This window comes from Butyrivibrio sp. AC2005 (assembly GCF_000424145.1).
GTDB lineage: Bacteria > Bacillota > Clostridia > Lachnospirales > Lachnospiraceae > Butyrivibrio.
The window spans coordinates 161644-188180 of record NZ_AUJI01000009.1 but is presented as its reverse complement, the minus strand read 5'-3'; the positions used below and the strand labels follow the sequence as shown (position 1 = coordinate 188180).

The 26537-nt window shown below is 41.8% G+C and carries 17 protein-coding genes and 1 pseudogene; 3 read left to right on the top strand and 15 right to left on the bottom strand.

Annotated elements, in window-relative coordinates; translation table 11 throughout:
• The 3 genes and pseudogenes from G602_RS32155 to G602_RS0100745 form a co-directional block, all read right to left on the bottom strand.
• Positions 1 to 333 (bottom strand): annotated as a pseudogene (locus G602_RS32155) (hypothetical protein); the annotation flags it as partial.
• Positions 334 to 552: 219 nt separating this feature from the next.
• Positions 553 to 2193 (bottom strand): sensor domain-containing diguanylate cyclase, encoded by a 1641-nt coding sequence (locus G602_RS0100750; RefSeq protein WP_026657174.1) that lies wholly within the window; start codon positions 2191 to 2193, stop codon positions 553 to 555.
• Positions 2190 to 2828, bottom strand: coding sequence for a hypothetical protein (locus tag G602_RS0100745; protein WP_155829649.1), 639 nt, complete (start codon positions 2826 to 2828; stop codon positions 2190 to 2192). The genes G602_RS0100750 and G602_RS0100745 overlap by 4 nt, the downstream gene beginning before the upstream one ends.
• Before the next feature lie 216 nt (positions 2829 to 3044).
• Between G602_RS0100745 and G602_RS0100740 the strand changes: the two genes are divergently transcribed.
• Positions 3045 to 3764 (top strand): LytR/AlgR family response regulator transcription factor, encoded by a 720-nt coding sequence (locus G602_RS0100740; RefSeq protein ID WP_026657172.1) that lies wholly within the window; start codon positions 3045 to 3047, stop codon positions 3762 to 3764.
• Between the two features lie 21 nt (positions 3765 to 3785).
• Here the strand turns inward: G602_RS0100740 and G602_RS28445 are convergent, their stop codons facing one another.
• The 6 genes from G602_RS28445 to G602_RS0100705 all read right to left on the bottom strand — a co-directional run bounded on the left by G602_RS28445 (position 3786) and on the right by G602_RS0100705 (position 12438).
• Positions 3786 to 6266, bottom strand: a complete 2481-nt coding sequence (locus G602_RS28445; protein ID WP_049944987.1) for an HD domain-containing phosphohydrolase — start codon at positions 6264 to 6266, stop codon at positions 3786 to 3788.
• A gap of 141 nt (positions 6267 to 6407) precedes the next feature.
• Positions 6408 to 6776 carry a response regulator gene (locus G602_RS0100730; protein WP_026657170.1) on the bottom strand — a complete coding sequence of 123 codons (369 nt, stop codon included), beginning with the start codon at positions 6774 to 6776 and terminating at the stop codon, positions 6408 to 6410.
• An 11-nt stretch (positions 6777 to 6787) separates the two neighbouring features.
• Positions 6788 to 8605, bottom strand: a complete 1818-nt coding sequence (locus tag G602_RS0100725) for an ATP-binding response regulator (RefSeq protein WP_026657169.1) — start codon at positions 8603 to 8605, stop codon at positions 6788 to 6790.
• Positions 8602 to 10125, bottom strand: a complete 1524-nt coding sequence (locus tag G602_RS24690; RefSeq protein ID WP_081675786.1) for an ATP-binding protein — start codon at positions 10123 to 10125, stop codon at positions 8602 to 8604. The genes G602_RS0100725 and G602_RS24690 overlap by 4 nt, the downstream gene beginning before the upstream one ends.
• Before the next feature lie 253 nt (positions 10126 to 10378).
• Positions 10379 to 11950 carry a carboxypeptidase M32 gene (locus tag G602_RS24685; RefSeq protein ID WP_081675785.1) on the bottom strand — a complete coding sequence of 524 codons (1572 nt, stop codon included), beginning with the start codon at positions 11948 to 11950 and terminating at the stop codon, positions 10379 to 10381.
• A gap of 119 nt (positions 11951 to 12069) precedes the next feature.
• Complete coding sequence (locus G602_RS0100705) at positions 12070 to 12438, bottom strand: ACT domain-containing protein (RefSeq protein WP_026657167.1); 369 nt, start codon at positions 12436 to 12438, stop codon at positions 12070 to 12072.
• A 184-nt stretch (positions 12439 to 12622) separates the two neighbouring features.
• On the opposite strand from G602_RS0100705, the gene G602_RS0100700 reads away from it, so the two are divergent.
• Complete coding sequence (locus G602_RS0100700) at positions 12623 to 13729, top strand: glycosyltransferase family 4 protein (RefSeq protein ID WP_026657166.1); 1107 nt, start codon at positions 12623 to 12625, stop codon at positions 13727 to 13729.
• Between the two features lie 110 nt (positions 13730 to 13839).
• Here G602_RS0100700 and G602_RS24680 read toward each other — a convergent pair whose 3' ends face one another.
• The 3 genes from G602_RS24680 to G602_RS0100685 are packed head-to-tail and all read right to left on the bottom strand — an operon-like array spanning position 13840 to position 21478.
• Positions 13840 to 16365, bottom strand: a complete 2526-nt coding sequence (locus G602_RS24680; RefSeq protein WP_049944984.1) for a glycoside hydrolase family 31 protein — start codon at positions 16363 to 16365, stop codon at positions 13840 to 13842.
• Positions 16362 to 18923: a glycoside hydrolase family 95 protein gene (locus G602_RS24675; RefSeq protein ID WP_049944983.1), complete on the bottom strand. Its 2562-nt coding sequence runs from the start codon at positions 18921 to 18923 to the stop codon at positions 16362 to 16364. Before G602_RS24675 ends, G602_RS24680 begins: the two co-directional genes overlap by 4 nt.
• Positions 18924 to 18958: 35 nt before the next feature.
• Positions 18959 to 21478, bottom strand: coding sequence for a glycoside hydrolase family 2 TIM barrel-domain containing protein (locus G602_RS0100685; protein ID WP_026657165.1), 2520 nt, complete (start codon positions 21476 to 21478; stop codon positions 18959 to 18961).
• A gap of 272 nt (positions 21479 to 21750) precedes the next feature.
• Here G602_RS0100685 and G602_RS28440 point away from each other — a divergent pair, with 272 nt between their 5' ends.
• The gene (locus tag G602_RS28440; protein WP_049944982.1) at positions 21751 to 23859 is read left to right on the top strand and encodes an ABC transporter ATP-binding protein; all 2109 of its coding nucleotides are present in this window, start codon (positions 21751 to 21753) and stop codon (positions 23857 to 23859) included.
• Positions 23860 to 23871: 12 nt separating this feature from the next.
• On the opposite strand, the gene G602_RS0100675 is transcribed toward G602_RS28440, so the two are convergent.
• The 3 genes from G602_RS0100675 to G602_RS0100665 are packed head-to-tail and all read right to left on the bottom strand — an operon-like array spanning position 23872 to position 26531.
• On the bottom strand, positions 23872 to 24369 hold the full coding sequence (locus tag G602_RS0100675; protein WP_026657163.1) for a hypothetical protein: 498 nt from the start codon (positions 24367 to 24369) through the stop codon (positions 23872 to 23874).
• Between the two features lie 20 nt (positions 24370 to 24389).
• The gene (locus tag G602_RS0100670) at positions 24390 to 25610 is read right to left on the bottom strand and encodes a hypothetical protein (RefSeq protein WP_026657162.1); all 1221 of its coding nucleotides are present in this window, start codon (positions 25608 to 25610) and stop codon (positions 24390 to 24392) included.
• A complete protein-coding gene (locus G602_RS0100665) occupies positions 25611 to 26531 on the bottom strand; it encodes a hypothetical protein (protein ID WP_026657161.1) in 921 nt (306 codons plus the stop codon). It abuts the gene before it with no gap.
• Between the last annotated feature and the right edge of the window lie 6 nt (positions 26532 to 26537).

Genomic DNA, 26537 nt, shown 5'->3' with positions numbered 1-26537 from the left:
CTCTGCAGGAGTTTCAGTATTCTCCTCTACGGGAGCCACTTCCTCTGCAGGAGTTTCGGTATTCTCCTCTACAGGAGCTGCTTCCTCTGCAGGAGCTGCCTCCTGTGTAGGTTCTTCAGAGACGTCCTCCTGTCCCTGTTCATCACCAATACTCTCGGTGAAAAGGTCACTATAATCATCTTCTGTGGATTGTGAAACTTGCTCATCCGGATTCGGAATTGCTTCTTCTGAAGTAGCACTAACCGGTATACTGTTATAATCTGCGCCGCAGGTCGTAACCAATACCACAAGTGTCAGAAGAATCGCAAGTTTTCTCGCGATAGTCTTATGCATAGTCTTCCCCCTTCAAAAAAAAATTTATATATTTTAATCAAAACTTCACAGATAAATTATACAAAATTATTACTTCCCTCAAGATACGAAATATGAATGAATCTGTTCATATTCCGTACTTGACAACTAGAATAATCTGTGATTTTTCTTCGTCTCTTGTGGTCAAAAAAAAGCACCCACAAGATATAGTCTTTAGGGTGCCCTTTAGTGAATTTTCAATCATACCATCTCTGCCAGTTTCATTTTCTGCTTTGCAACATACATTCTTGCGTCAGCCCGTTTGAAAACTGATTCCACATTTGCATCGGTTTCAGGATCATACTTGACCATGCCCTTTGCAATGTTTATCTTTTCCCATTCATTCTCAGTCTCTAAGTTATGGCGTTCAGCCTCAACATCGAAGTCTCTGAGAAGCTTGTAGCAGTTATCGTAATCATCGCCCTGGAGTATGACCACAAATTCATCTCCGCCGATTCTAAATACCGGGCTTCCTTTAAATATCCTACAGGTCAGGCGACATGCATTCTGAAGATAAATATTTCCACGCTCATGTCCGTAGGTATCGTTAATCTTCTTGAGGTTATTAGCATCAAATACAACTATGCCATATTCCTTCTCACCTTCCTGCATATCAAGCCTTGATGCAGCATCGTCATATGCAGTCTTGTTTTTAACTCCCGTAAGAGAATCATGATATGCAAGTGAGTTCAGATCATCGATATGGTGCTTTAAGTGATGAACCATCTTCTCCATCGCATGAGTAAGATCTCCGACCTCATCCTTGGTCTCCTTAGGGAACTCTACTTCCAGCTTACCATCGTTGATCTCGCGAGCCACATGAGCCAGTCTCTTAAGAGGATCTGTAATTCTGCGGCTTACCATTATAGTAAGGAAAAGGAATGTGAACAGTACTATTATAGTAGAAACTATTACTCTTCTCATGAGTCTGTTACTCATGTACATAATCTCGCTCTTCGGAGCTGTTATGATAAGTCGCATTCCATTTGACAGCGTTCTGTATGAAAGCATCTTTTCTACCGATGCAAGTGTGTAGGATAAAGGAGTGTCTCCATTACTCTCACTTTCGAAGGATAGATCCCCTGACATATCCATCTCTTCCATGGCTACGCCTGCTTCGTAATGCGGATTGTAATATACCTCACCCTGATCATTTGCAAGACATGCATAACCGGTATCATAACATTTTATGGCTTTTACACGATCTACCAGTTCATGGAAATCAATGTCCATTCCGGCAATACCGATCAGTACTCCGTTTTCATAGAGAGGAACTATATAAGAAATAAGATCCTTATCTATATTTGCATTGTGATACGGCTCCATCCATGTAGGCTCACTATGCTGAACGGGAATATACCACCAGCCAACATGCTCTATATCATCTGCCGCAAATTTCTTTATATCTGTAGGCTGTTCAAAAAAGAACTCATCCTCCAGCGTATCTCTCCTGTAAAAAAGGCCACTGTCAGATGGCATAATCTCCGGATTATATCTCACATAATATGAAACTGTACCGGGAACATTCTCTGCTATATTTGAAAAAAGATTGGCAAGCTGCACGGTGTAGCTATCTCTGTAGGTATCATCGTTTGCAAGCTTTTCAACTGAAAAAAGACGCTCAACTGCATAGTCGGCAAGAATATTGACGGCTTCCTCTGTGTCTAACAGATTCCTATCGATTAAATTAGTCTCAGTCTGACAGGTAAGATTAAGTATCTGAGCTGAATCATAATCTCCTGCCTGCCTGAGGGTCAAAACAGCTGTCCCACCGACAATAGCAGCAACCATTAGGATAGCTATTGTCGTAAGCAGGGTTATCTTTTCCTGAATAGATTTCATTTTTCCCTCATTTTATTGCTATCCATCATGAAAATAACAAAGACAGCAAGCATAATTATTATCAAGAAGCTGTACAGAATCAATTCTAATGAAGTATCATTCTTTTTTATTTTATCAGATTTCGCAGTATTTTCATCATTTATTTCTACAGTTTCTCCAATATTTGAATCATCTGTAGACTCTTCTACTTCTTCTGATGTATCTACCTCTTCACCATCCTCATCTCTCTTGGCTCCGAGGACTGCTTCTTTTTCGCTTATTCTGAGTGTACCGGGGCGGAGCTCTACGTTAACAAATTTCTCTGTCACATTAAGTCCGCTGGGATCATAAATCACATAATCAGTAACAATATTGTTATTCTCCGCATTATCCTCAGGATAAGTTACGCTTCCTTCAGCAACTGCCTTGTAAGTAAAGCCTTCAGGCAGGCCCTGTGCAGTCACATCAATCTGCTCTGTCAGTGGAGTGCCATCAAATAATTTCTCTGCACTCGGCGCTGTAAAAATCACCTTGTTGCGGTATACAAGCTGTGCCTTGGTTCCTATACCGCAGCAAGGGGACAGAATAATCACGCAAATGGCATACAAAAAACACAGATACGTGATTAGTCTGTTGCCCAAACTGTATTGTCTCATATCTCCCCATCACCTTCCGTCCAAAACTTTATTCAGGACTTCCGAACATAAAGTTACGCATATTATTATATCGGCTTTTTATGGATAAAATATTACGGAATATGAACAGTTTTGTTCATAATTCGTACTTGACAAACGTAATAATTGTGATACGGGGTATCAAAATCTTCCGTTTTTGTGATATGATAGAAATATAAATTTTCGAGGGGTAAAACCATGGCTGGTTCAGACATTTTGAAAGTTGCAATATGCGATGACGAGATGACTCAGAGGCGTCAGCTTCAATTCATTATCGACAAGAGTCGTCCCGGCACAGAAGTCAATCTTTTCGAGTCCGGAGAGGATTTTTTAAATGCCTTCCGTCCCGGATTATATGATCTCATTTTCATGGATATTCTAATGCCCGGTATGGGCGGTATTGATGCCACAGGCAAGATCAGGAACATCGACGCTTCCGTACCTATAGTTTTTGCGACCTCCAGTAAGGATCATGCGATGGAGGGATATAAAAACAGGGTAATCAGATATCTGATGAAGCCCTTTGATCCCGTTGAGGTGGGCGAAGTATTGGAGCTTGCAGCCCAGATGAAGGGCACTCAGGGCGGTGTTACCGTAAGAATAAACGGAAAAGACATGACCTTTTCATTTGAAAAAATATGCTATGTCGAGCAGAGTTCACATACCCTGTACATGCACATGGCTAATGGCGCAACTCTTCAGCTTACCGGTAAGCTCGATAACATCGAAGCCCAGACGCCGGATGATTCTTTCCTTAGATGTCACCAGAGCTATCTGGTAAATCTTGCCCACGCAAAATGCGTAGACAGAGGTCTTCAGATATTTAAGATGAAGGATGGTGACACTGTCCACATCCGAAGAGAGAGCCTTGCAGAAGCAAACAGGATGTTGTCAGAGTACACCATGAAAAATCTCTGATCCTTCATCGTATTATTTTACTTAAGCTTCATCAATCATAGAAATAAGTACATCCACAAGAGCCGGATCAAACTGCTTTCCGCGGTTTTTTTCGAGCTCTTGTTTTATGCGCATAGGTGGCATAACAGGCGCATAAGGCCTCTCAGAAGTCATGGCATCATAAGCATCGGCAATTCCGATAATCCTGGCTTCAACAGGAATCTCCTCGCCTGCAAGACCGTCGGGATAACCGGTACCATCATACCTTTCATGATGCCATCTTGCACCCGTGGCAAGTCCAGGCATCTCTGATATATTCCTCAGGATTTCATAACCGATTATAGGATGCTGCCTTACAATCTCAGCCTCATCCTCAGTAAGTCTATCGGGTTTTCTCAAAATTTTTTCAGGAATAATGAGTTTTCCTATATCGTGCACAAGTCCCATGTAGTAAATATTTTGCTGCTCGCTTTCGTTTTTACCAAGTCTCCTTGCAAGCTCTGAGGAGTATTTTGCAACCCTCATGGATCTGCCTGGGTTGTTTATGTCTCTGGAATCAACGGTATTTGCCAGGGCAAGAAGTATCTGCGCAGGAAGCCCTGTCCCCATACCCTGCTGCCTTGCAATATCCTCAGTATCTATCTGCTCTTCCTGAGTATATTCCTTAATTCCATCCAGTAGCTCCTCACTTAATTTATTAAAATGCTCAAAGAGGGCAGGATGTCCTTCACGAACAGCCTCAGTTTTTCCTTCCTTAATTGCATCTTCAAGCGCCAGTGCCTCTTCTGAAAGCATGTCTGCGCCTATGGTCTTAGCCGTGCTCTTTAAGGAATGCACGGAGATAAGATAAGCTTCGAAATCATCATTTTTGAGAAACTCCGACAGCTCTTCTCCCTTATTACTCTCAGCAAACATCTGTATTTGGGATATATAAAAATCCTCATCTCCCATACAGAAATTAAGTCCGTTCTCCACATTGAGCTCAGGGAAAACACTTGCCATATCCTTTTTAGATGGCACCACCGGCTGTACAGGCTTATCGGATGCAGGAGTCTCCTGTATCCTGGACGTCTTCTCCTTTTCCATGTAAAAAAGATGCTCAAGAGATGCTCTCTGCTCTATCAGATTAGAGGGCATTATATCAATAAGAAGACTATAGAGCTTGTCAGCCACAACAGGCTTGGTCAGGTATGCATCAAATCCAAGCTCCTTAAAGCGTTCCTCATCGCCTCTTAGTCCACCTGCAGTCAGCATGATAACAGGTGCATCCTTGCTAAGGCGTTCCTCTCTCATTATGCTCAGCGTCTCTACGCCGTCCATTATTGGCATCATATGATCCATAACCACAAGATCATAGGTCTTTTTCCTTAGTTTCATGAGAGCCTTCTGCCCATCTACCGCAGTATCGATCTGTGCTTCTGTCTTATTCAGGATTTTCAAAATAAGGTCCACATTCATTGCATTATCATCTACTACAAGAACCTGAGCCTTGGGCATTATAGGCACGATAGTTTCATCAATGTCCGTATCCAGCAGTGCCGAATAATCAAAAAACTTGCTGACATCAACATCCTCCCCCGGGTCCTGTGCGATCAGATTAAGGAGGTTATTGAAAAATGCAAGAAGTGTCTCCCCTGCACCCTTTATTTTTGATGCATACTCAGAAATCCTCGCATCGTTGGTATTTTCCAAAATCAGGTTATCAAATCCGAGAATCGAATTAATGGGTGTTCTTATTTCATGTGACATCTGGGATAGGAAATCATTCTTTGCTTCATTTGCTTCCTCTGCCCTTTTTCTTGCTTCCGAAGCTTCCTTCTGAGCAGATTCGAGCTTACCGATTGTCTTTTCAAGTCTGTGATAATCAGGTGTTTCCAGCGTGAACAGCAGGATAATAAGCGCTACCGAAGCAGCAAAGAATATCAGCATAACATTCTTAAGCCACAGCATCTGGACCATATACATCACAATAACCATCAGTGTGGCCACAGCAATGCTAAACAGCTGCAGAATTGTATATCCCTTCCGGTTTACGACTACAAATCCTGTAGCAAGCAGGATATAGTAGCAGGGAAGAAGCAGCGAGCATGCAAGGAACATCATGCCTGTAATGTAGGTTCCATCCTCCATGCATATGAATACATTTCCGGTGTATACGTTCTGAACCATCATAAAGCATTGAGTGATTATGACGGCCAGGTTGATTTTATAAAGAAGCGTTTCCTTTATATCCACCTTGGCTGCTGCAACTATGTATTCTGCGTAGGAATTGGCTGCAACAGTTGCCGAAAGAATATTTAATGAATGCATGATGTAATGGCCTGCAACAGGTACCATACCGGCGTACATTTCTGTTGCTACGGTTGCAGTATCTATCACAGTCGCTGCCATGAGACAGTATGCAAACCTTCTGAAGGCCTTTGTGGTCTGGGAAGAGTCTGTATATGTCATGGTTAAGAATATGCAGATTAAGATGTCGTACAGGATTGCAGACAGTCCGAATGATAAATTGTGTAGAAGCATGTTCCCCTCATCCGCCCTACGGGCACCTTCCCCCCAAGGGGAAGGCTTTATTTATTTCTCTCCGAAAGATTACTTTAATTATTCTCTTCAAAAGATTGCTTTATTCATTACTCTTTAAGGTAATTACCTTAACGGTAAATATTATGTGTACAGCGAGATTGCTGCCTTAAGCATATTGAATTCAATAGGTTTTTCGAGATAATTTATGAAGCCGTTCTCTTTTAGGTATCCGTCCTCAAAATCAGATTCATGGCCCATAACGATGGCGGCTGTCTCGGCATTTCCTCCGGGATTTTCCTCCAAGATAATGCGTCTTAGCTCAGCACCGGTTCCTTCAAGCATGTAGGAATCAATGAGTATCAGGTCATATTTTTTCTCGGCAAGCTTCACTTTTGCTTCCGAAAAGCCGGCTGCATCATCAATTTCCACGTCTTCTATTTTTTTAGCAAGCTCCGATATAAAAAATCTCTCCGTCTCGGAATCATCTACTACCAATAATTTCTTACTCAATTCATTTCACCTCACACTATCCCCTTATTTATGGCCTCAGACAGTGCGTCTCTCTCTGATACAAACGCGCCTATTCTCTCGCGTAAAAGCTCGAATTCCTTCTTTTGGCACAAGTTCTCAAGCTTGTCTGCGATTTTCACCAAGTTCTCAGCGCCTATAAGCATTGCCTTGTCGCGCTCTGATCTTATTCTCGCGAGGCTCTCTTCATAATCACCATGCCTTATGGCTGCTGAAAGTTCTGAGCTGACATCTTCTTTTGCGTATATTTCCAGTATCTTTTTATAAAGTTTAATATCATGAAGCAGATATTCTCTGGAATCAGCCACTCTGACCATGGGTAGTTTTTCCTGGAGGCTCTCCCATGCGCTAAGCTCCATCTCGCCACTTAGCATTTTCCCTTTTCCTGATAAAAACTGCTTCAGAATATCAAGCACCATATCCTCGGTAAAGGGCTTTGTGAGATATGCCGCAAAGCCTTTGTTCAAATACTCCTCATCCTGACCTGCTATGGCATTGGCCGTAAGCATGATAACCGGAGTATTGTCACAGAGCTGTTCATCTCTAAGCTGTTTTAATGCTTCAACACCGTCCATAACAGGCATCAGATGATCCATAAAAATGAGATCATATCGGAATTTCCTTACCTGCATAACCGCCTGCTGCCCATTAGCCGCTGTATCTACAGTAAATCCCATTGGTGTCAGCATTCTCACCATAAGATCAAGATTCATAGGTGTATCATCCACAACCAGAATTCTCATCTCGGATGCGCCGATAATTTCCGACCTCTCAGAATTTCCATCGGAATCAAGGAATTCATTTTCATCCGTTCTCTCTATCAGCTCCGCCATGGAAGGAAGACGCCTTGGACCGTTTTCATCTGCTTCCTCCGACACATAATTAAGGACGTTCTCAAAGAATGTAAGAAGGCGTTTTGCTGAAATCTTAACTCGTCTCGTATACTCCTTGGTAGACTCCTCCTCTGTATCCGCAAGAATCAGATTGGAATATCCCATAATCGCATTAACAGGAGTTCTGATATCATTGGACATCTGCGCAAGGAACCTTGACTTGGCATGACTTGCTTCGGTCGCTCTAATACTTGACGCCTCAAGCTCCCTTTTGGAAACAGACAGTTCCTCGAGAGTACGTCTAAGCTGTGCATAGTCCGGTGTCTCCAGAGTCAGGAACATTACAAGCATTGCAAGGGAGGCAACAAAAAACGTAACCAGGAGATTTTGATAGAAAAACATCTGAACGCCATAAAGAATCACAACAAATGAAAAGGTCACAGCAAGGGCATATTTCATGTTTCTGGCGTAGCTCTCACTGTGACTTAGAATAAATACACCTCCGCACATAATGTAGTAAAGCGGATATGCATAAACAACCATCATAAACAGCGGCCCTGTTGCCAGGTCACCGTTTGGAAGGTATGAAAAAACTGTTCCAAAAAATATATTCTGGAACATAATAAGCGCATAAATCCCCAGAAGCACGCGGTTAATGAAAGCACCTGTGGTTCTGTTGTACTGCTCGCCGACATAGGAAATAACATATCTCACAAACTGAAAGGCACCAAAGGTTGCGGATACGTAATTTAGCGTGTTCAAAAGATATCTCGGAAAAACAGGCACCACATTTCCAAGGCTTATGGCAATTGCATTTATAACATCGAGAACCGTTCCGCAGAGCACAAGAAAAGAAAAGAGTTTAAACTCCCTGTTAACTCTTGTGTTGTCCTTGTAGCGCAAAAGGAAGAACACAAACAATATAAAGTCCAGCGGTATCACCGCCAGTTCAAGAAAAATATTGTACTTAAGAATCAATTCAAAGACTCCCTCTGAGACAAAATCTTATATGCTTCCTGAAGCTTCTCCTCCGTTGCAAGAATCGGAATTCCTGCCTTTTTCCTCTTATTTGAAGATGAGCTTTTTTTCTTAATCTTCTCATCCGGAAGATACCTTAGAAGTATGGCCTCAATCTCTTTAAACACAACAGGTTTAAGGAGATAGTCCGTAAAGCCCTGCTTTTTATATACACTCCTTACTTCCTGACGTGAGCCGGCAGTAAGTGCGATACAGGTTGTATCCGAATTAATACCATCTGTATTTTTAAGCATTGTGGTCATTTCTTCACCGCTCATTCCGGGCATCAAAAGGTCGATAAAAATCATGTCATACTTATTCCCCGTTGCAAGCTCAAGCCCCGTTGTAGCAGAAAGGGCTGAATCCACCTGAATTCCTGTGCCGTTGAGAAGGCTCTCCATAACTGCCAGATTTAATTCTGCATCATCAACAATAAGCACTCTGGCATCCGGTGCTGTAAAACTGATCTTGAAGTGATTCTTATCCATTACGCTTCTGGCATAACTCTGCTCAAAGTCTCCGATAGGCTCACTCCCCACTACCTTTTGCTTTATTGAAAAATGGAAATTACTTCCTTCACCGTAGATACTTTCAACCTTTAGCTCTGAATCCATAAGAGCAAGAATCTGTCTTACTATGGATATTCCAAGTCCGCTTCCCTCTATGGTCTTTATCTTATCTTCTTCGATTCTCTCAAAAGGTTTGTAAAGACGCTGCAAATCTTCTTTTTTAATTCCTATACCGGTATCTCTTACGGCCACCTTGAGAATTATCTCCTCACCATCGCTTCCGGCCTTGGATTCTATTTTTTCATAATCAACAGAAAAATCTATCTCACCCTCTTCGGTATATTTCACAGCATTGGTGAGAATATTTGCTATACACTGCTTTAGTCTTTCCGCATCGCCATATAGTCTGCGGGGGATATTTTCATTAACATACCCCTTGAGGTCAAGTCCCTTCGCCAGTGCTCTGGGGCGGATAAGGCTCATCATATCCTCTATAACCACACTCAAATCATATTCAGTGGGGAACAGTTCCATCTTGCCCGCTTCAATTCTGGAATAATCAAGTGAATCATTGATGAGTGAGAGCAGGGTATTTCCGGCAGAACGAATGTTATAAGCATACTGCCTGAGCGCAGGATCATTGTACTCTCTGAGTATGAGTTCATCGTATCCGAGAATCGCATTTATGGGTGTTCTGATTTCGTGAGACATGTTGGCAAAGTATTCCATACGTCTTCTGGCATCTTCCTCGTCATGGAGCTTTTGCTTCCTTAAGACATCGTAAGCAGAGTCTCTCTGGCTCGACATATATACGTATCCTGCGAGCACAAGGAAAAGGGCAAAAAGGAGCGTAAAGAACAGAACCCACAAAATCTCCCATCTGTAGGCGATTGCAACTCCGCCAAGGAAGAGACTTATGAGCATTAGTACCACATATAATATGAACTTTACACGATGCGCGGTTGTTTTCATTTCCCCTCATCCGTCAGCTTCGCTGACACCTTCTCCCCAAGGAGAAGGCTTTATTATTTCATCAGCTTCTCACACAGAAGATTTTTATCACTATTTTCTCACATATGAGAAGGCTTTATTATTTCATCTGCTTCTCACACAGAAGATTTTTATCATTATTTTCTCACATATGAGAAGGCTTTATTATTTCATCAGCTTCTCACACAGAAGATTTTTATCATCATTTTCTCACATATGAGAAGGCTTTATAGTATTATTCCAGTTCATACAACGCAGAATATTTCTCTTCAAGATAGTCAAGGAAGTCGTCTGCTGTAAAGTTTCTGCCGGTGATGTCCTTTATCCACTCTGCAGGAGAAAGTCTGTCAGCCTTTTTGAACACGTTCTCGGTCATCCAGCCGTTTATGGTTGCAAAGTCGCCGCTTTCAACCGCTTTGTCGATATCTATCTCATTTTTCATGCGGTTGTAGTACATGGCGTTGTACATGTTACCCATGGAATAGGTGGGGAAGTATCCGAATCCTGATGCCCAGTGAACGTCCTGAAGAACACCTTCTCTGTCAGTCTTGGGTGATACTCCCAGATACTCCTCATATTTTTCTCTCCATCTGCGGGGTATATCCGCGATGTCTATGTCTCCACTTATTATTTCTTTTTCAATCTCATATCTGATTATGATGTGGAAAGTGTAGGTAAACTCATCAGATTCCGTTCTTATAAGGGAAGGCTCTACCACGTTAATTGCCTCGTAGAATTCCTCCTCTGACACTCCATCCATAACCTCAGGGAATATCTCGCAGGTCTTGGGATAAATCAGTTTGATAAAGCTTCTTGAACGTCCGATTCTGTTCTCGTACATTCTGGAAACTGACTCGTGCATTCCAAGAGTTTTTCCACCTTCAATGAAATGATCATAGTTCTCTCCGGGTTGATACATCTCGAATAAAGCATGTCCTCCCTCATGGATAATGGAGTACATACTTGCTGCAAAATCTGTGGGATAATAATGCGTCGTTATGCGGATGTCATTCTTACCCATCCAGTCTGTAAAGGGATGCTCGGAAGTAGAATATGCACCTCTTGTAAGATCATATCCGATTACGCTGATAAGATAGTCGGTCATCCTTCTTTGCTGCTCTTCAGTAACTTCCTTGTGCATGAAATCTGTGCGGATTTTCTTCTTGCTGCTCATGATTTTCTTAAGAAGCGGAACAAGTCTCTCCTTACAGTGTTCAAAACATTCATCCAGCTCTTCTACCGTAATTCCCCGCTCATAGTCATTTATAAGCTGACCGATTACATAGTATTTGTTTGACGGATCAAGGCTGGGAGCCTTATTGCCATCAGTTGGTGCTTCGGCTGCAATGTCCTCCGGATCGCGGAGCTTTACCATCTCTATATTGGCATCTCTTACCTTTTTAAGAGAGTCTGCAAACATTGAAAAATCGGAATTCTTTCTTGCAGCTGACCAGTCCACAAATGCCTTGTTCATTATTCTTGAAAACTCAAGCTGCTTCTCTGCAGTAATATTCCTGGTCTTTGCATAATCTCTGTGAAGCTGCTCTGCACAAACTCTGTCAAACTCCTCAAGCTCGTCTCTGTGATCGTAGAGATAGAGCATCGCATCCTCAAACTCAGCCTGTTTCTGAAGCTTGAATACCTGATTCTGTAAAAATGCAGTGATTTCTCCCTGCTCCTCCATACCTTTTTCAGGGCAGATTGTCTCCTGATCATATGTTAAAAGGCGGCTTGCATGGGCATACATCTCTGCCTCCTTGAGCACAGCCTGCACGTAGTCTAATTTCTTTTTGGTTTCTGAATTCATTGGTTGTATGTACCTTTCTTATTTTTATAATTTTACATGTATTTGTTTTTTAATTACGCTGTCATTAGTTATTCAACTTTTATTTGTGTTATACTCCATGTTTTGATCATCTGCACCATTTACTCCGAAATTCGGTATCCCTTTTCATCAAGCACAGCTACTGCCTTATCAAATTCCTCTTTTTTCACAAGAATATAGTCTGTGTTATAGGTTGATATTGCAAATAACCCTATATTGTTTTTTGCAAGCGCCGTCGATATCTTGGATAAAATCCCTATGAGTGAGAAATCAAGCTTCCCCTCGATTCTGAGGGCCTTGAACCCGTCACTTCTGTCAGTAGTATTCTCCGGAACATCATCAGTCTCACAAACAACCGAGATTTCTTCATCAGTCTTACTTATGAAAACATACTCTCTGTCCAGTTTTACCTTACTCAGATCCTGAACCTTACATACTGTGAAGTCTTTATCTATTTTCTTAAGTTCCATGAGAACCCTCCTTTAAACGGATTTGATAATACTTATACTTATTATTTTAACATAAATTATGTTCTACACATAAATTTCCCTCATTTCAGTAAGCTTACCTTATTATCAGATAATACTTAAAGTAGCTTTATTTCGCGTGCAATAGTAATATATAAGAAAAATGAAAACTCAAAAGAGAAAATCAATGTCAAAATCAATCACAACTTCTAATACAAAATTAAAAATCTGTATGATTGTTCAGGATCCTAATGTAAAGGGCGGCATCGCTGCTGTCACAAGCGGCTATTACAACAGCCGTCTTGAAAAGGATTTTGATATAACCTATGTCGAATCCTACTGTGATGGTTCAAAGTTCACCAAGCTTGCTAAGGCTCTTAAGTGTTACCGCGAATTTCATCACATTTTAAGGGCAAACCGCCCGGATATAGTTCATGTACACTCATCCTTCGGACCCAGTTTTTTCAGAAAATATCCGATAATTCAGATGGCATATAATGCAGGGATTCCAATCGTAAACCACATCCATGGCTCTGCCCTTGATGACCTCTACACTAACGCTCCTACCTGGAAAAAACGTATGGTAGAAAAAAGCTATGGTCAGTGTACAAAATTGATTGTTTTATCCGAAGAATGGAAAAGAAAAATATCGGCAATCGTACCTGCGGAAAAAATAGAGGTTGTACCAAATTACAGTGTTATTGTTCCTGAAATGATTTCCGAAAAAGCAATGAAGGAACGCTTTGACAGAAAGCAGATATTATATCTGGGACGATTTGATGAGCTGAAGGGGGTAGTTGATATTCCGGCTATTGCAGATAAGGTAACGAAGGTATTCCCCCAGGCCAAATTCATTCTTGGCGGAACAGGAGAAACACAGCCAACAGAGGCTGAAATAAAAAGACTACATCTCGAAGACACTGTCATACTCCCCGGATGGATACGCGGTGATGAAAAGCAAAAGCTTCTAAGAGAGAGTGCTATTTTCCTTCTTCCGTCCCATATGGAAGCCATGCCGATGTCAATCCTTGAAGCCATGGGCTATGCTCTTCCCATCGTGTCCTGCGAGGTAGGCGGCATTCCTCAGGTTGTATCCAAGGATGTAAACGGAAAACTATACCGCCCTCAGGATGTTGACGGAATGGCAGACGGCATCATCTCATATTTCTCTGACAAAGCTTCCTGGGAAGAAGCAAGCAGACAAAGTCTTAAGCTCGCTGATGAGGGATATAGCTTTGAGACGCACTTAAATAAACTCGAAGAAATATATAAAACTGTTGCAGGTGTTTTATGAAAATAAACGGCAAGTCCAATTGCCGATGAGTGTCACCCTGTCCGGTCCATTTTATAAAGAACTTCAGGAAAACTGCAAAATGGAACGGACAGATTGTGCAAATATTTTTATCAGGAATAAGTAACCGGGAATCTGAACTTCAATTCACCCTCCCGGAATCTTAAATCTCCCGAGGATGAATATGAGTAACTCTTAGCTTCTTCATTCCAGGAAAGCTCTGTTATACAGTACTCTCCATTCTCATAACCATAGCCATCTCCTGCATCTTCATAAAGTCTGAATTCTGCATCGGCCCCCGGATATATCAGAACTTCTATGTTCTCACCTTTCATAGCATCAGTACATCCCTGTGGTTTCTTGGTTGGAATTATTGAGCCCGCCTTAACGAAAACAGGAATTCTGTTTATAGGGCACTGATATCGGATTGTCTGACCGCCCTCATAATACTTGTGGAAAGAAGCACTCCCAGATTCCTCAGTATAATTCTTGATGGCAGGATTCAGTCTGTTCATATCATCTTCAATCAACTCTCCTAAAGTAAATTCATACCATCCGGCGCCTTTAGGAAGATAAATATTGCGTGTATCTATATCACTCTCTGCAAAGTTTTCTTCTCCGCATTTATCCTTAACACCGGATTCTTCAACTATAGGGCACACCATAAGACTGTCGCCCAGCATGAATTGATCCGAGATCCCTACTGCTTTTTCATCATTATTAAAATCAAACATGAGCGGCCTCATTATCATGCCGTCTTCCAAATGCACGAAGGCACCAAGTGAATATATGTAAGGGATCAGCTTATAGCGATTCCTTATGGTCTCGCATATCGCTTCGTAATACTTATCTCCTCTCTCTCCAAATGCCCAGGGTTCTCTTTCCACATCAGTTCCATGTGCTCTGAAAACCGGCAAAAATGCTGCATATTCAAGCCATCTTACATATAGCTTTTTGTACGCATTATCTATTCCTTTTGAATAATCGCCATCCCAATACCACTGAATACCCTTTTTCACGAAAAAAGCACCTGTATCCAGTGTCCAATAGGGCATACCACTTGCGGCCAGCTGAAGGCCTACTCTCACCTGCTTAGCCAGGGTATCCCAGCTGGCAGAAATATCTCCCGACCAAAGAATAGTTCCATACTTCTGGCTTCCTGCCCAACCACTTCTTGTAAGATTCACAACGCGCTTGGCTTTACTACTGTTTCTCTGGCCGTCCCATATTGTCTGCGCATGATATTTACTAAAGGCATTAGCCTTTTCAAGCGGCATTATGTTAGAAGCATTTTCCCTGAACTCAAAATATTTCTCACTATCAGCAGGTTCAATACTGTGTTCCCACTCAGGAGTTATGGGTTCACTTGAATCGCACCACCAGGCATCAACACCGCCCTGCCAGAGACTCCGCTCAACCTGTGACCAGTACAAATCTCTCGCTTCTTTTGAAAAAGCGTTATATATACTCATTCCCGGAAGGAGGAGTCCTCTCTCTTTAAACTCTCTGTTATTTTCCGTGCCCTCACTCATATTAGGCCAAATGGACATCATGAAATGTATTCCACTTTCATGAAGCTTGTCAGTCATCGCCTTTGGATCGGGGAATCTCACCCTATCAAAGCTCTTCTGTCCCCACTTTCCATCTTCCCAACTCATCCAGTCAAGGACTATACAATCCAAACCGATATCTCTTTTTCGAAATTCATCAGCAGTCTCCAGAATCTCAGCCTGACTTTTGTAACGCTCCTTTGACTGAATATAGCCGCAGGTCCAAAGAGGAAGCATCGCAGCCTTTCCTGTCAGCCGTCTGTAGTTTTTCACAACATCAAAAGGATCATTCCCAAAAAGGAAATAGTAGTCGAGGTAATAATCCGCCTCAGTCTGAATATAGGCCTTGTCCGCAGTTTCAGAGAACATGATAAGTGACTCTGTACTAAAGAGTAATCCATAGTTTCTACTGGAGATCATCATGGGCATAGCAATTTTCCTATTTGCCTGATGCACATAGTAGGTGCTGTTTCTTAAGTTCCACTCACCATTTTCACCCTGTCCAAATCCAGTCAGAATTTCCTCATCGTCGAATTCAAAATAAGTTCTGGTTTTATAAGCTGTCCCATACTCTTCCCGGTCAGCTGCCTTTACCTTTTTCTTAACTCCGTCAGCGGTGACGATTTCCTCAATTTGTGCATTATCTGCATTTACCATCCTGTAAAGGGAGATTTTCTCAAGTTCCCTGGGATGGCTTATCCTTTCAGAGAGCAGGAGTTCACCTGCTGTATTATAAAAAGATATCGCACCGACGGTCTTGTCTATACGTACTTCACCCTCATGAGTTATTATTCTGACATAACCCATACAATTATCAGTGTTGCTTGTTCCGTTTTCGCAGTTTATAGTCTTAGTATTATCAAAAGCTGCTCTCTCTGCCAGCGTATACTCAATACTTCCCGTATAATCTGCAAAATCCTCTCCCTGTTCCTTGCAAAACACGCCATCGTTTGAAAAGGAAACCCTGACTATTCCGCCCTTCTGCGGAATAACGCGAAGAGTCCCTGCTTCCGACTCCATAAAAACGACACCGTTATTCTCATAAACCTTAGAAATACTTCTGTCCTTATCCGGTATTACATCCATCATAACTTAAACACCTGCTCTTCCCCGTTGACGCAGACAATTAATTCTGTCTGTCCATAGCTTGGATTTTCTGAATTTGAGGATGCACTGCCCTTGGAGCTTGTATCTTGATTCACCTGGCTTGCATCTTGGTTTAAATCATCTTTACAGAATTTTCTGCGTTTAATCTCCCAACTCGTCACTTTCATATCCTTCCATTCCATGGAAAGCTCAAGTCCTCCTCTTAGGCACACTCCGCTTACACTACCTTCTGAGAAAGCCTTGGGAAGTGCCGGCAGGAGCTTTACATGACCATCTCTGCACTGCACGAGCATCTCCAAAATTGCAGCGGAAGCCCCAAGATTTCCATCAATCTGAAAAACTGCTCCTGCTCCATAAGGATGATTGTCCATGAGGTTATCAAAAGTTCCCTGACAAAGCAGCGCTTCAAGATTTTCATAAACCTTTTCCCCTTCAAGAAAATGCGCCCAGAGTCCAATAATCCATGCCCTCGACCAACCTGTGTGGCCTCCTCCGTTAGCAAGTCTTCTCTCTAATGTTACTCTTGCAGCATCCATAAGTTCGGGCGTCTTTTCATAACTTATTGAGCTTCCGGGATACACTCCGTAAAGGTGGGAGATATGTCTGTGTCCGGGCTCAAGCTCGTCGTAATCTTCCATCCACTCCTGGATCTGGCCATATTTTCCAATTTTGATTTTGGGGAGCCTTTCTAGAATTTTCCGGGCTTTTTCTGCTGCTTTCGCATATATTCCGGGTGATTCTATAGCTTTTCCAGTACAAGCCTTCTCCTTTGGTGAATTCTCTTCTCCCGCATAGCCAGCATCGCCAAGAACTTCACATGCAGCTATATATCCATTTAGAAGTTCCATCAGAATCTCTATGTCCATGGTTGCTCCCTCACAAAGGCAGCCTCTTGTTCCGTCCTCCATAATATATACATTTTCAGGAGAAACAGAGGGTGATGTGACAAGCTCTCCCAACTCATTTTCTATCAGGAAATCCTCGAAGAAATCCACACATTCAGACATAACATCAAAATTATTCCGTAAGAATTCCTTATCCCCGGTATAGAGAAAATGCTCCCATATATGGGTAGTCATCCAGGCCTCTCCCATAACCCAGAAGCTTGCGGGAATATAGTGATCCTGCGGCGCGGTATCCGCATAAATATCAGAGTTATGATGAGCTACTGAACCCCTGCAGCCATACATTTTTCTGGCTGTCCTTTTACCGTTTTCGCATACTCTTTTCAAGAACTCGAAATAAGGCATATGACATTCAGAAAGATTTCCGCTCTCAGCAATCCAGTAATTCATCTCTGCATTTATGTTTATTGTAAATTTACTGTCCCAGGGCGGGGTCATGCTGTTATTCCATATCCCTTGCAGATTCGCAGGAAGACACTTACCACGGCTGGATGAAAAAAGGAGATATCTTCCGTACTGAAAATAAAGCGCAAATAGATCGGGGTCCTTTTCACCGTTTTTCAAAGCCTGAAGGCGCTTATCGGTAGGCATGCTATTCCTATCCTCAGTGTCATTTCTCTCTGCTGTACTTCTCTCATTCTTCTTTGTTGCATCATTATCCGCTACAGTACTCTCATGCATTTCCATGCCATCACCGAGCCGCAGTGACAACTTATTGAAACCTCGTTTGAATTCACTCACATGCTCCGCAAAAATGTCACTCCAGTTCTTCTTTGCTGCATTATCTAAGATATCCTTTCCAATCGCAGGATTTTCCTTAGTACTTTCTAAGTCGCTCTGCAAAGTCATCTTTTTCGACTCACAATTATTATCTTTCTCATAATTCCCCTGCTTGGACCCTTCAACTCTGCTAATAAATGACCCATTATAAAACTCCGTCCGGATATCAATGAGGAGCAGCACCTCCGAAGCTTCTTTTATCACAAGATGCTCACCTATAGTACATATTTCTCCATCAGTCACTCTGGCTTTTACTCTTACCTCAAAAGGAATCCCGGTTCCGGATGCCACATTAAAGCCAATTTCATCATCATTTGCCCACACTTCATCAAGTCTGTTGTGGCATCTGTCCAACCTACAGGAAAAGCTCAGCTTTCCGTCCTCTGCCTTGAGATGATAAGCCATAACCTGATCGGGGAAAGAAGCAATGAACTCCCTTGAATACTTTATTCCGTCAGACTCATATGAAACTGACGCGCAGCCTGTCTCAAGATTCAGTTCTCTTCGATAATTTTCATAATCTGCAATCCCATCAAATTCGAGGATAAACTCCCCCGCGGTTTCGTAGGATCTCTCTGAGTTAGGAGTACCGGAAAGGGCCATCAGTGATAACTTCTCCGCCTCAGGTATTCTCCCCTCCCTGATAAGCTTTCGTATTTCATCAAGATATTTCCGAGCATCCTTATTTATTCTGTCTGTAGGCTTCCCACTCCAGATACTATCCTCATTAAGATAAATTACTTCCCTGGAAACTCCGCCCATCACCATGGCTCCAAGCCTTCCGTTTCCCACAGGAAGTGCTTCCTCCCATCTTGAAGCAGGCTGCTCGTACCACAAACTCAGTTTTTTCTCCATAATATCTTTCCTCATACCTTTTACTCTTAATGATTTTATAACAACTTAAAAATCTCTCGAACTACCTCTAATCCCTCTGCGGAAACCGTAAGCACCGCCTCTCCCTGCTCATATCCGGCGCGAAGAATCGCCATGGCTCTACCGCGGTAGCTGGTAGTCTCTCCGTCTGTGTAGTTGTCTTCAGTTATGGGATTTGCTGAACCAAAGCCTGCAAGGATTGCACAGCCCGACTCTTCTTTATCATGTCCATTGTCCGGAACATACTTCACTTCCGCTTTTAATGATATTTCTGCATCCGGAACTACATTTCTTTCACTGTCAACCACTTCAATTCCAACATAGATGACATCATGACCGTCAGCCTTCATCTCCTTCTTTTCAGGTATGAGTCTGATTTCTGCAGGTTCTCCGGTAGAAAGAAGAATATCCCTGCTTACCTCCTTACCGCCCACGTAGCTTACAGCTTCAACTTTTCCCGGTACATAAACAGTATCAAAATATGCTGTATTTGGCATGGGCCGCTCTGTGCTGACGTGCTTTCTTCCGACAGATTCTCCGTTAACAAATACTTCTACCTCTTCTGCCCTTGAAACTACCACAAGTCTTATTGGCTTATCCTCATATCCCTTATAATTCCAGTTTGCAGCAACTGAGGGAAATCCCCACATGGTCATAAGCTCAGTCCTGCCAAAGGTATCAGGGTGCATTGAAAACAGATATGTATTGTTGGTTCCCCACACCACACTTCTATAAGCGCCTTGTGGAAGTATGTGGCCTGTGATGTCAACATCTGCATCGTTAGCAAGTCTCCATGGATAGGGGGAACCCGATGGCGGCATAAGTGCCCATCCGTTCGTCGCTACCATCGGATCATCTTCCTCTACATAAGCTGCTTTTCCAATACCGGCTTCTCCGATATAATCCCAGGCAGTCCAGGTGAACTCTCCTATCACATAGGAAAGTCTTTCCACAAGGGGCCACCTGAATCCAATTTCCTTTGGAAAGTTCTCCGATCCCAAAATTACTCTCTCCGGGAACATCTCATGGTCGCGCTCATACAACTCCTCCATGTAGTTATAGCCAACAACATCAAGTCCATTTGTAAAGGGTTCAGTTATAGTCTCCCAACTCGTATCAATAAGACCTTCGGAAGAATTCTGCTTTTGGCTCTGATTTTTCATAAGCTCATCATCAAGACCGCTCCAGAGGGAACAGATTCCATTGCTCACAGGTCTTGTTCCGTCAAGGCTTCTCATTGTATTTGCAAGCTCTGTAGCGAGCGTATATCCATTATCAAGGCCTCCCCTCTCAGGAATCTCATTACCTGTGGACCACAAGATAACGGATGGATGGCTTCTGTCCCTTTTTACAAATGCTGTTAAGTCCTTTTCCCAATCACTTTCAAAGAACTGGCTGTAGTCACCTCCACGCTTTGCCATACCCCAGGCATCGAAGGCTTCGTCAAATACATACATTCCGATTCGGTCACAGGCCTCTATAAGAGCTGCTGACGGCGGATTATGCGCGGTTCTGATTGCATTAAATCCCACTTCCTTTAGCTTCTTTATTTTTCTTGCTTCAGTTTCATATAAAGATACTGCACCAAGAAGACCATTATCGTGATGGAGGCAGCCACCTTTAAGCTTCACTGTTTTACCATTAATTCTCAGCCCTCGAACAGAATCCACTGTTATTGTCCTGATTCCAAAGAGTGTTTCTGCTTCATCAATTTCATCTGTTTTTTCCGAAATAAAATGCGTGCGGTTCATACCAAGACTCTTAACCTGAGCCCTTACCCTATAGAGGTTTGGATTATCCGCATCCCATAACACCGGATTTTTTATATTTAACGCTATTTTCGCAATTTCTGATTTCCCGGCATTGATCTGAATTACCCGCTTTGTTCTGCCTACAACTTCTGAAGCCTCACTTTCCTTTTCTCCTGAAACTTCTCTAAATACTGTTATCTCTACTTCTGCCAATCTGTTCTGTAGCGTCGCATTTTTCACCTCCACTTCAGCATCCAGAAAGGCATAACCCTCAGCCACTTCCTTTGTATAGACAAATACTCCGTCAGGAACAATATGAACTCTGGTTCCATGGCAAAGTACAGCACCTCTGTACAATCCCGAACCTGTATACCAGCGGGAATTAACATACATACTGGTATTACAATTTATTGTGATGCGGTTTTCCTCGCCAAAGGTCACATAGTCCGTAAGATCAACATAAAAAGGCGCATATCCGTAGTGCTGACATCCTACCTTGCAGCCGTTTACCTCGATTGTGACATTCATCATTGCACCATCGAATTTAAGTCCTACGCACTCATTTTCCCATTCCTTTGGAATCATTATGTATCTGGTATAGTTTGTAAGTCCTCCGACAAAATATCCGCTGTCGGATTTTGCAGGAGCATCAGGATATACCCTGGTTCCAATCATTCCATCGTGCGGAAGATTAACCAATGTCCCCGGATCCTCATTAAGCATTCCAATAGAATCTGCAAATCCTCTTCTAAAAGTCCAATTATCATCAATACATATATTTTTCATGCCATGAATCCCCCAATCCAGACTAAGTGATATGTGTTTTCTGTCTTTAATTATTTATTAAATTGCTCTCAAAGTATATATTCAATTCTTTACCTTTTATATTCATTTCTTGCTCAAATGAAATGCTCCATAGCACTATGGTTTACGCGCAAAATCCCACGACCCATCAAGTTAATTTATGAAAAAATAATCATTTCTTTATAGTGAATTTTCTATCATATTTTAGAATACAATTAGCGAATGTTTTAATGGTCATTCTCTGAGGTAGTATCATGAAAATACAAGGCAAATTAAATGTGACAGATATAGAAAAAGCAGTCTCATCCGCAGAAGATTTCGCAAAAAAATGGGGAGCTGCGCAATCAGATTGTCTTAAAGTACGCCTGATGACAGAAGAAGTGCTCCTTATATACAAGGATGCTTTTATTGAAGATTCAGACTTTGTTTTTCGCATGCGCAAAAACACGGAGGAGCTCTGCTACATGATTTCAATAGGCGGAGCCTCTCTGGATCTTACAACCTCAAAGGATCCTTTTCCCGAGATCCTTGCGCTTTTCCAAAAGGATAATGATAAATTCTCCTGGCAGTATAAACATGACCGCAATCAGATTTCTTTTACGATTCCAATTCACACTACTTCCATTAAAAACCTGAAGTTTGCGTGGAAATATGTTAAACGTCATAAAAAGCACTTTATCATCGCAGTCAGTGCACAGTTAATCAATGTATTAATGAATATTGCCTTACCAATGGCAAGTGCAAAGGTAATTGTTTCATACACAGACAAGATTCTTGATCAGATAATCCTCACTGCACTAATGCTTTTTGCTGTGAGCGTTATTGCAGATATCAGTATATATTTTTGTAACACATACTATAACCGGGTTTATAATGGGATACTATCCGATATCGAGGTAGACCTTGTAGATAGCGCCATGCGAATCAAAACCTCCTGCATAGAACACAGGGGCGGAGGACTTTTTATACAACGCCTCACTACAGATACCACCAATCTGGCAACCAGCTTTAATGTAATGGCAGATGAGATTTCTCAAATGTTCCACTACATAGGCATACTTATTGCCTTTTTGATTATAAGTCCTCCTGTTTTTGTATTTGTTTTTATAATGATCACAACCAAGACCGTTATTGAACTTAAACGAACCAAAAGAATGTATACCGATGATAATACCTTCAGACAGGCTAATGAACGTGTTTCCGGTATGATTTCCGAAATGGTCAATGGTTCTACTGATATAAAGACTCTGAACAGTGAAAAATCTTTTCATGATGAAATTTCAACGCGCATAAGGTTTGCAAACCAACGCCATATAAATATGATGCAGACGAGCTGGCGTTTTAAATTGGCCAGGTGGGGGTTCGGAGATATCGCTATTCTTGCGTTCATATGCATAATTGCCACGTGCATTTTGAATTTTGGCATGGCACCTGCAACCGCAGTCATTCTATTTAATTTCTACACTGAGCTTAACGGCAGTGCCGCTCTTCTTCTTGGAGAATTTTTGGAATTCAAAAAAGGATTCGAGCTTTCAGCCGATAGAATCTGTGCATTAATTTATAGTCCTGAATTTCCGAAGGAAGAATTCGGAGACAGAAAGCTCCATGATGTAAAAGGGGAAATCCGCTTTGATCATGTAAACTTCCATTATGATTCTTTCGATCCCAGACTAAAGCCAAGGCAAATACTAAAAGATATGAATTTTGTCATCCCTGCTGGCAGTACTGCTGCCTTTGTAGGAAAAAGTGGCTGTGGAAAAAGCACAATTTTCAGGCTTATAACAAAGCTTAATGTAGTTAAATCCGGTACAATTTACCTGGACGGAGAGGATATCACAACCCTTGATAAAGAATCACTCCGCGGAAACATTACCGTTGTCAGCCAAAATCCGTATCTATTCCACCTATCTATCCATGATAATTTGTCGCTTGTAAAACCTGATATGACTGAGGAAGAAATGCGCAGAGTATGCCAAATGGCGTGCATAGCTGATGATATTGAGGCTATGCCACTTAAGTATGATTCAATTATCGGTGAAGGTGGTGTAAACTTATCAGGCGGTCAAAAGCAGCGCCTGGCAATAGCGCGATGCCTTCTGAAAGATTTTGGAATAATTCTGCTTGACGAAGCAACCTCTGCTTTGGATAATGAAACACAGCTAAAAATCCAGGAAGCAATAAACAATTTTAAGGGAAACCGCACCGTTATCATGATTGCACACAGACTGTCCACTGTCATTAATTCAGACATTATTTTCTTTGTGGAAAACGGCAAAATCCTCGAACAGGGAACACACTCACAGCTCCTTGAGAAATGCGAATCCTACAGAAAATTATACCAGGCAGAAGCTACTGTTGTATAACTAAGCCCCGATTCATTTGTGCTGCTTTTCCCACTCAAAGTATCCACCTGCTTCAAACTGCTCCATGATAGTCTGCGCATCAGGTCCCGCACAGTATATAGCATTATTATCCATCAAAAAAGTCCTGACATCCTCGATATCAGGTTCTTTTTCGCTGAAATTATCATCCCATGCTCTCTTGGCATGATAACCACTAAAGTCACCGAATCTATACGGTTTCATTCCTTCCAGCCACAGTTCAGTATCAAATACAATCATCAGGGTGACACCCTTTTCCTTAAGCAGATCCTGAATTTCCCTGCTGTATGCCTCTCTTATGGTTCCGGCGCAGAAGCCATTGTATATGGTTATATAATATTTATAATCAGAGGTCACATTAAAATAATCGGCATAATGTGCACTGACGTCTGTTTTCCCTACAAAAACAGAAATTCCTTTTTCTTCAAGAGCTTTAGCCAAGCTCAGTTTTAATTTGTCACTGCCTCCGTCGGCATTGATCCAAACCTTCATTTCAAACTCTTCTCCCCTACTTATTTATTATATTTTGACGGCTCTTTTACCACACAGAGCTCTCCTTCATAGACAGACTGACTGTCCGTTCTGAAAGAACCAAAGGCTCTGATAATATCAAAATGGCCATTTATTCGTAGCCAGCTTCCCTCTTCAATTTCGAAGTTCTTTTCCTCCTGCTCATCTGATTTTACAAGAAGCAAACTCATAACAGTTCCGGGATAAGTATTGAAAAGAAGTGTGTCATTATCTTCTTCCAGGGCAAAGATCATCCTTCCATATCTAAATAGGCAAAATCCATCATTTTTATATTTTGTTACCTCATTCAGGTCGCCCTGTATATCCATAGCTGTGCGAGGCTCAGTACATTCAAGTCCCATGACTGCGCCTTTTAAACTTAGTGAAGCGCTTTTTGCAACGCTCCCAACCCAATCAGATTTTTTCCCATAGGCTCCGGCATAAGCCATTGGAAAGAGGCGGTCTGCAAAGGATGCAAAGTCGTTGTAATCCTGCCCATAATGAAAAAGTGCAAATCCCTTTTGATCCGGGAGTAACCCCTCTGGCATCATTGCTATCGAGAGCTCTTTTTCAGGCAGTTTCTCTCTTATAGCTTCAGACAAGGATCTCACAAAACCTTTTATTACGCTTCTCCTTCCATTTACAAAGGATATAAGCTGCTCGTCATTTTGATAATAGCGTGACACTATCGATAACAGATTATATCCTGCCTTATTAGAATCATAATGTTCAAGGAGCTCCCGTTTAAATGTCTGAACATTTAATCCGTGTTCTTCATAAATCTGTTCCTCTAATTTGCTCCATCCATTTGCAACAATTCCATACCGCAGGAAATCCAGCTGGATTCCATCCATGTCAAATATATCGTTTGCCGTAAAAACAGAGTCTTCCAAATACTCAAGATAATAGGGATCAACATGAGATATCCTACGGGTACTTTTGTCTCCAAACAGGGAGGAATCCGCCCTGTCAGGATATTTTTTGCAATAATACTCATCATGGCTGCATATAAAAACTCCATGAGTCCTTATACCAAGTTTCTTCATTTCACGAAATAAAAACTTCGTATGCAAAAAAAGATCCTCAGTAATTCTTATATCATCCTCCATACCCTTGACGAGAATATATGCATCTGTAACTCCAGCCATCTTCAGAACACTGAAGTCCTTATGCTTTTTCGATCTCAGGCGATAGTCCTCATGATTAAACCATATTCCAAGCATTCAATTCTCCCTAATGCATTCAGATAAAATTGCGGTCATTTTCGCTGCACCTGTATCATTTAAATGATCTGCATCCACAAAATCGGTTACGGAATCAATCTGCGGAGCTTTTGAAAAATCAAAGCACTCCGGACGATATTCTTCCGGTATAAGATTTATCTGTTTTTGATAGTAATCACAAAATTCAGGATTTATGAGCTCTCTATAGCATTTGTTAAGCGGAAATACCATTAACAAAAACCGAGCACCCCTATCATGGCACAAATTTGCTGTTTTTCGCAGTATCTCAGAATTTTCATTATAAATATCCATATGAGAGCAAAGCTTGTTGTGGAAATTTGTTCTTATTCTTGTCTCTTCCATTCGCTCCTCAGAAGAAAGTTCATGCCATACAACCTCCGAAAGGCTCTGCCTGTCACGCTCCCTGCAAAAATAATCATCCTTCCTCTCGTCATACATTTTAAACAGCTCTTCCTTTGCAAACTCCTCATCAAAGGCATGAGAATTATAATTCAGGAGTTCTTTACGTATTTCCTCGCATATTCCCCTGTCCGCATTATGCATATCATCAAAATATCTGTCATATACCTTCACAATTCGCGCAAGCTCATCCCTGTTCCTTGCTCTGGATAGATCCATGAAAGGTGATATATAGCTCGTTCCCAAAATCACGGTTCTCAGAGAAGATATATCCTCCAAAGCACGCTCAATGATTTTTCCTGAATAATAATAATCCTGTGATAAAAAGGACAGATTAATAAGTCCCTCTATTGTTTTGTCATTAACTGCAAATCTTGGCAAAGAATGACCCACAAGAAGGAAAGAGGACTGTGTGGCAGCTCCCCTTTCCAGCGTATATTTGAGCCAGTAGTAATCATAATTATCAAAAAACTCTCTTCGTGCATATTCTTTGCTGTTCATATTAAA

Bases quoted from the DNA above. Each gene is read 5' to 3' on its own strand.
- G602_RS0100750 (WP_026657174.1), bottom strand. From the start codon at position 2,193: ATGAAATCTATTCAGGAAAAGATAACCCTGCTTACGACAATAGCTATC.
- G602_RS0100745 (WP_155829649.1), bottom strand. From the start codon at position 2,828: ATGAGACAATACAGTTTGGGCAACAGACTAATCACGTATCTGTGTTTT.
- G602_RS0100740 (WP_026657172.1), top strand. From the start codon at position 3,045: ATGGCTGGTTCAGACATTTTGAAAGTTGCAATATGCGATGACGAGATG.
- G602_RS28445 (WP_049944987.1), bottom strand. From the start codon at position 6,266: ATGCTTCTACACAATTTATCATTCGGACTGTCTGCAATCCTGTACGAC.
- G602_RS24690 (WP_081675786.1), bottom strand. From the start codon at position 10,125: ATGAAAACAACCGCGCATCGTGTAAAGTTCATATTATATGTGGTACTA.
- G602_RS24685 (WP_081675785.1), bottom strand. From the start codon at position 11,950: ATGAATTCAGAAACCAAAAAGAAATTAGACTACGTGCAGGCTGTGCTC.
- G602_RS0100705 (WP_026657167.1), bottom strand. From the start codon at position 12,438: ATGGAACTTAAGAAAATAGATAAAGACTTCACAGTATGTAAGGTTCAG.
- G602_RS0100700 (WP_026657166.1), top strand. From the start codon at position 12,623: ATGTCAAAATCAATCACAACTTCTAATACAAAATTAAAAATCTGTATG.
- G602_RS24680 (WP_049944984.1), bottom strand. From the start codon at position 16,365: ATGATGGATGTAATACCGGATAAGGACAGAAGTATTTCTAAGGTTTAT.
- G602_RS24675 (WP_049944983.1), bottom strand. From the start codon at position 18,923: ATGGAGAAAAAACTGAGTTTGTGGTACGAGCAGCCTGCTTCAAGATGG.
- G602_RS0100685 (WP_026657165.1), bottom strand. From the start codon at position 21,478: ATGAAAAATATATGTATTGATGATAATTGGACTTTTAGAAGAGGATTT.
- G602_RS28440 (WP_049944982.1), top strand. From the start codon at position 21,751: ATGAAAATACAAGGCAAATTAAATGTGACAGATATAGAAAAAGCAGTC.
- G602_RS0100675 (WP_026657163.1), bottom strand. From the start codon at position 24,369: ATGAAGGTTTGGATCAATGCCGACGGAGGCAGTGACAAATTAAAACTG.
- G602_RS0100670 (WP_026657162.1), bottom strand. From the start codon at position 25,610: ATGCTTGGAATATGGTTTAATCATGAGGACTATCGCCTGAGATCGAAA.
- G602_RS0100665 (WP_026657161.1), bottom strand. From the start codon at position 26,531: ATGAACAGCAAAGAATATGCACGAAGAGAGTTTTTTGATAATTATGAT.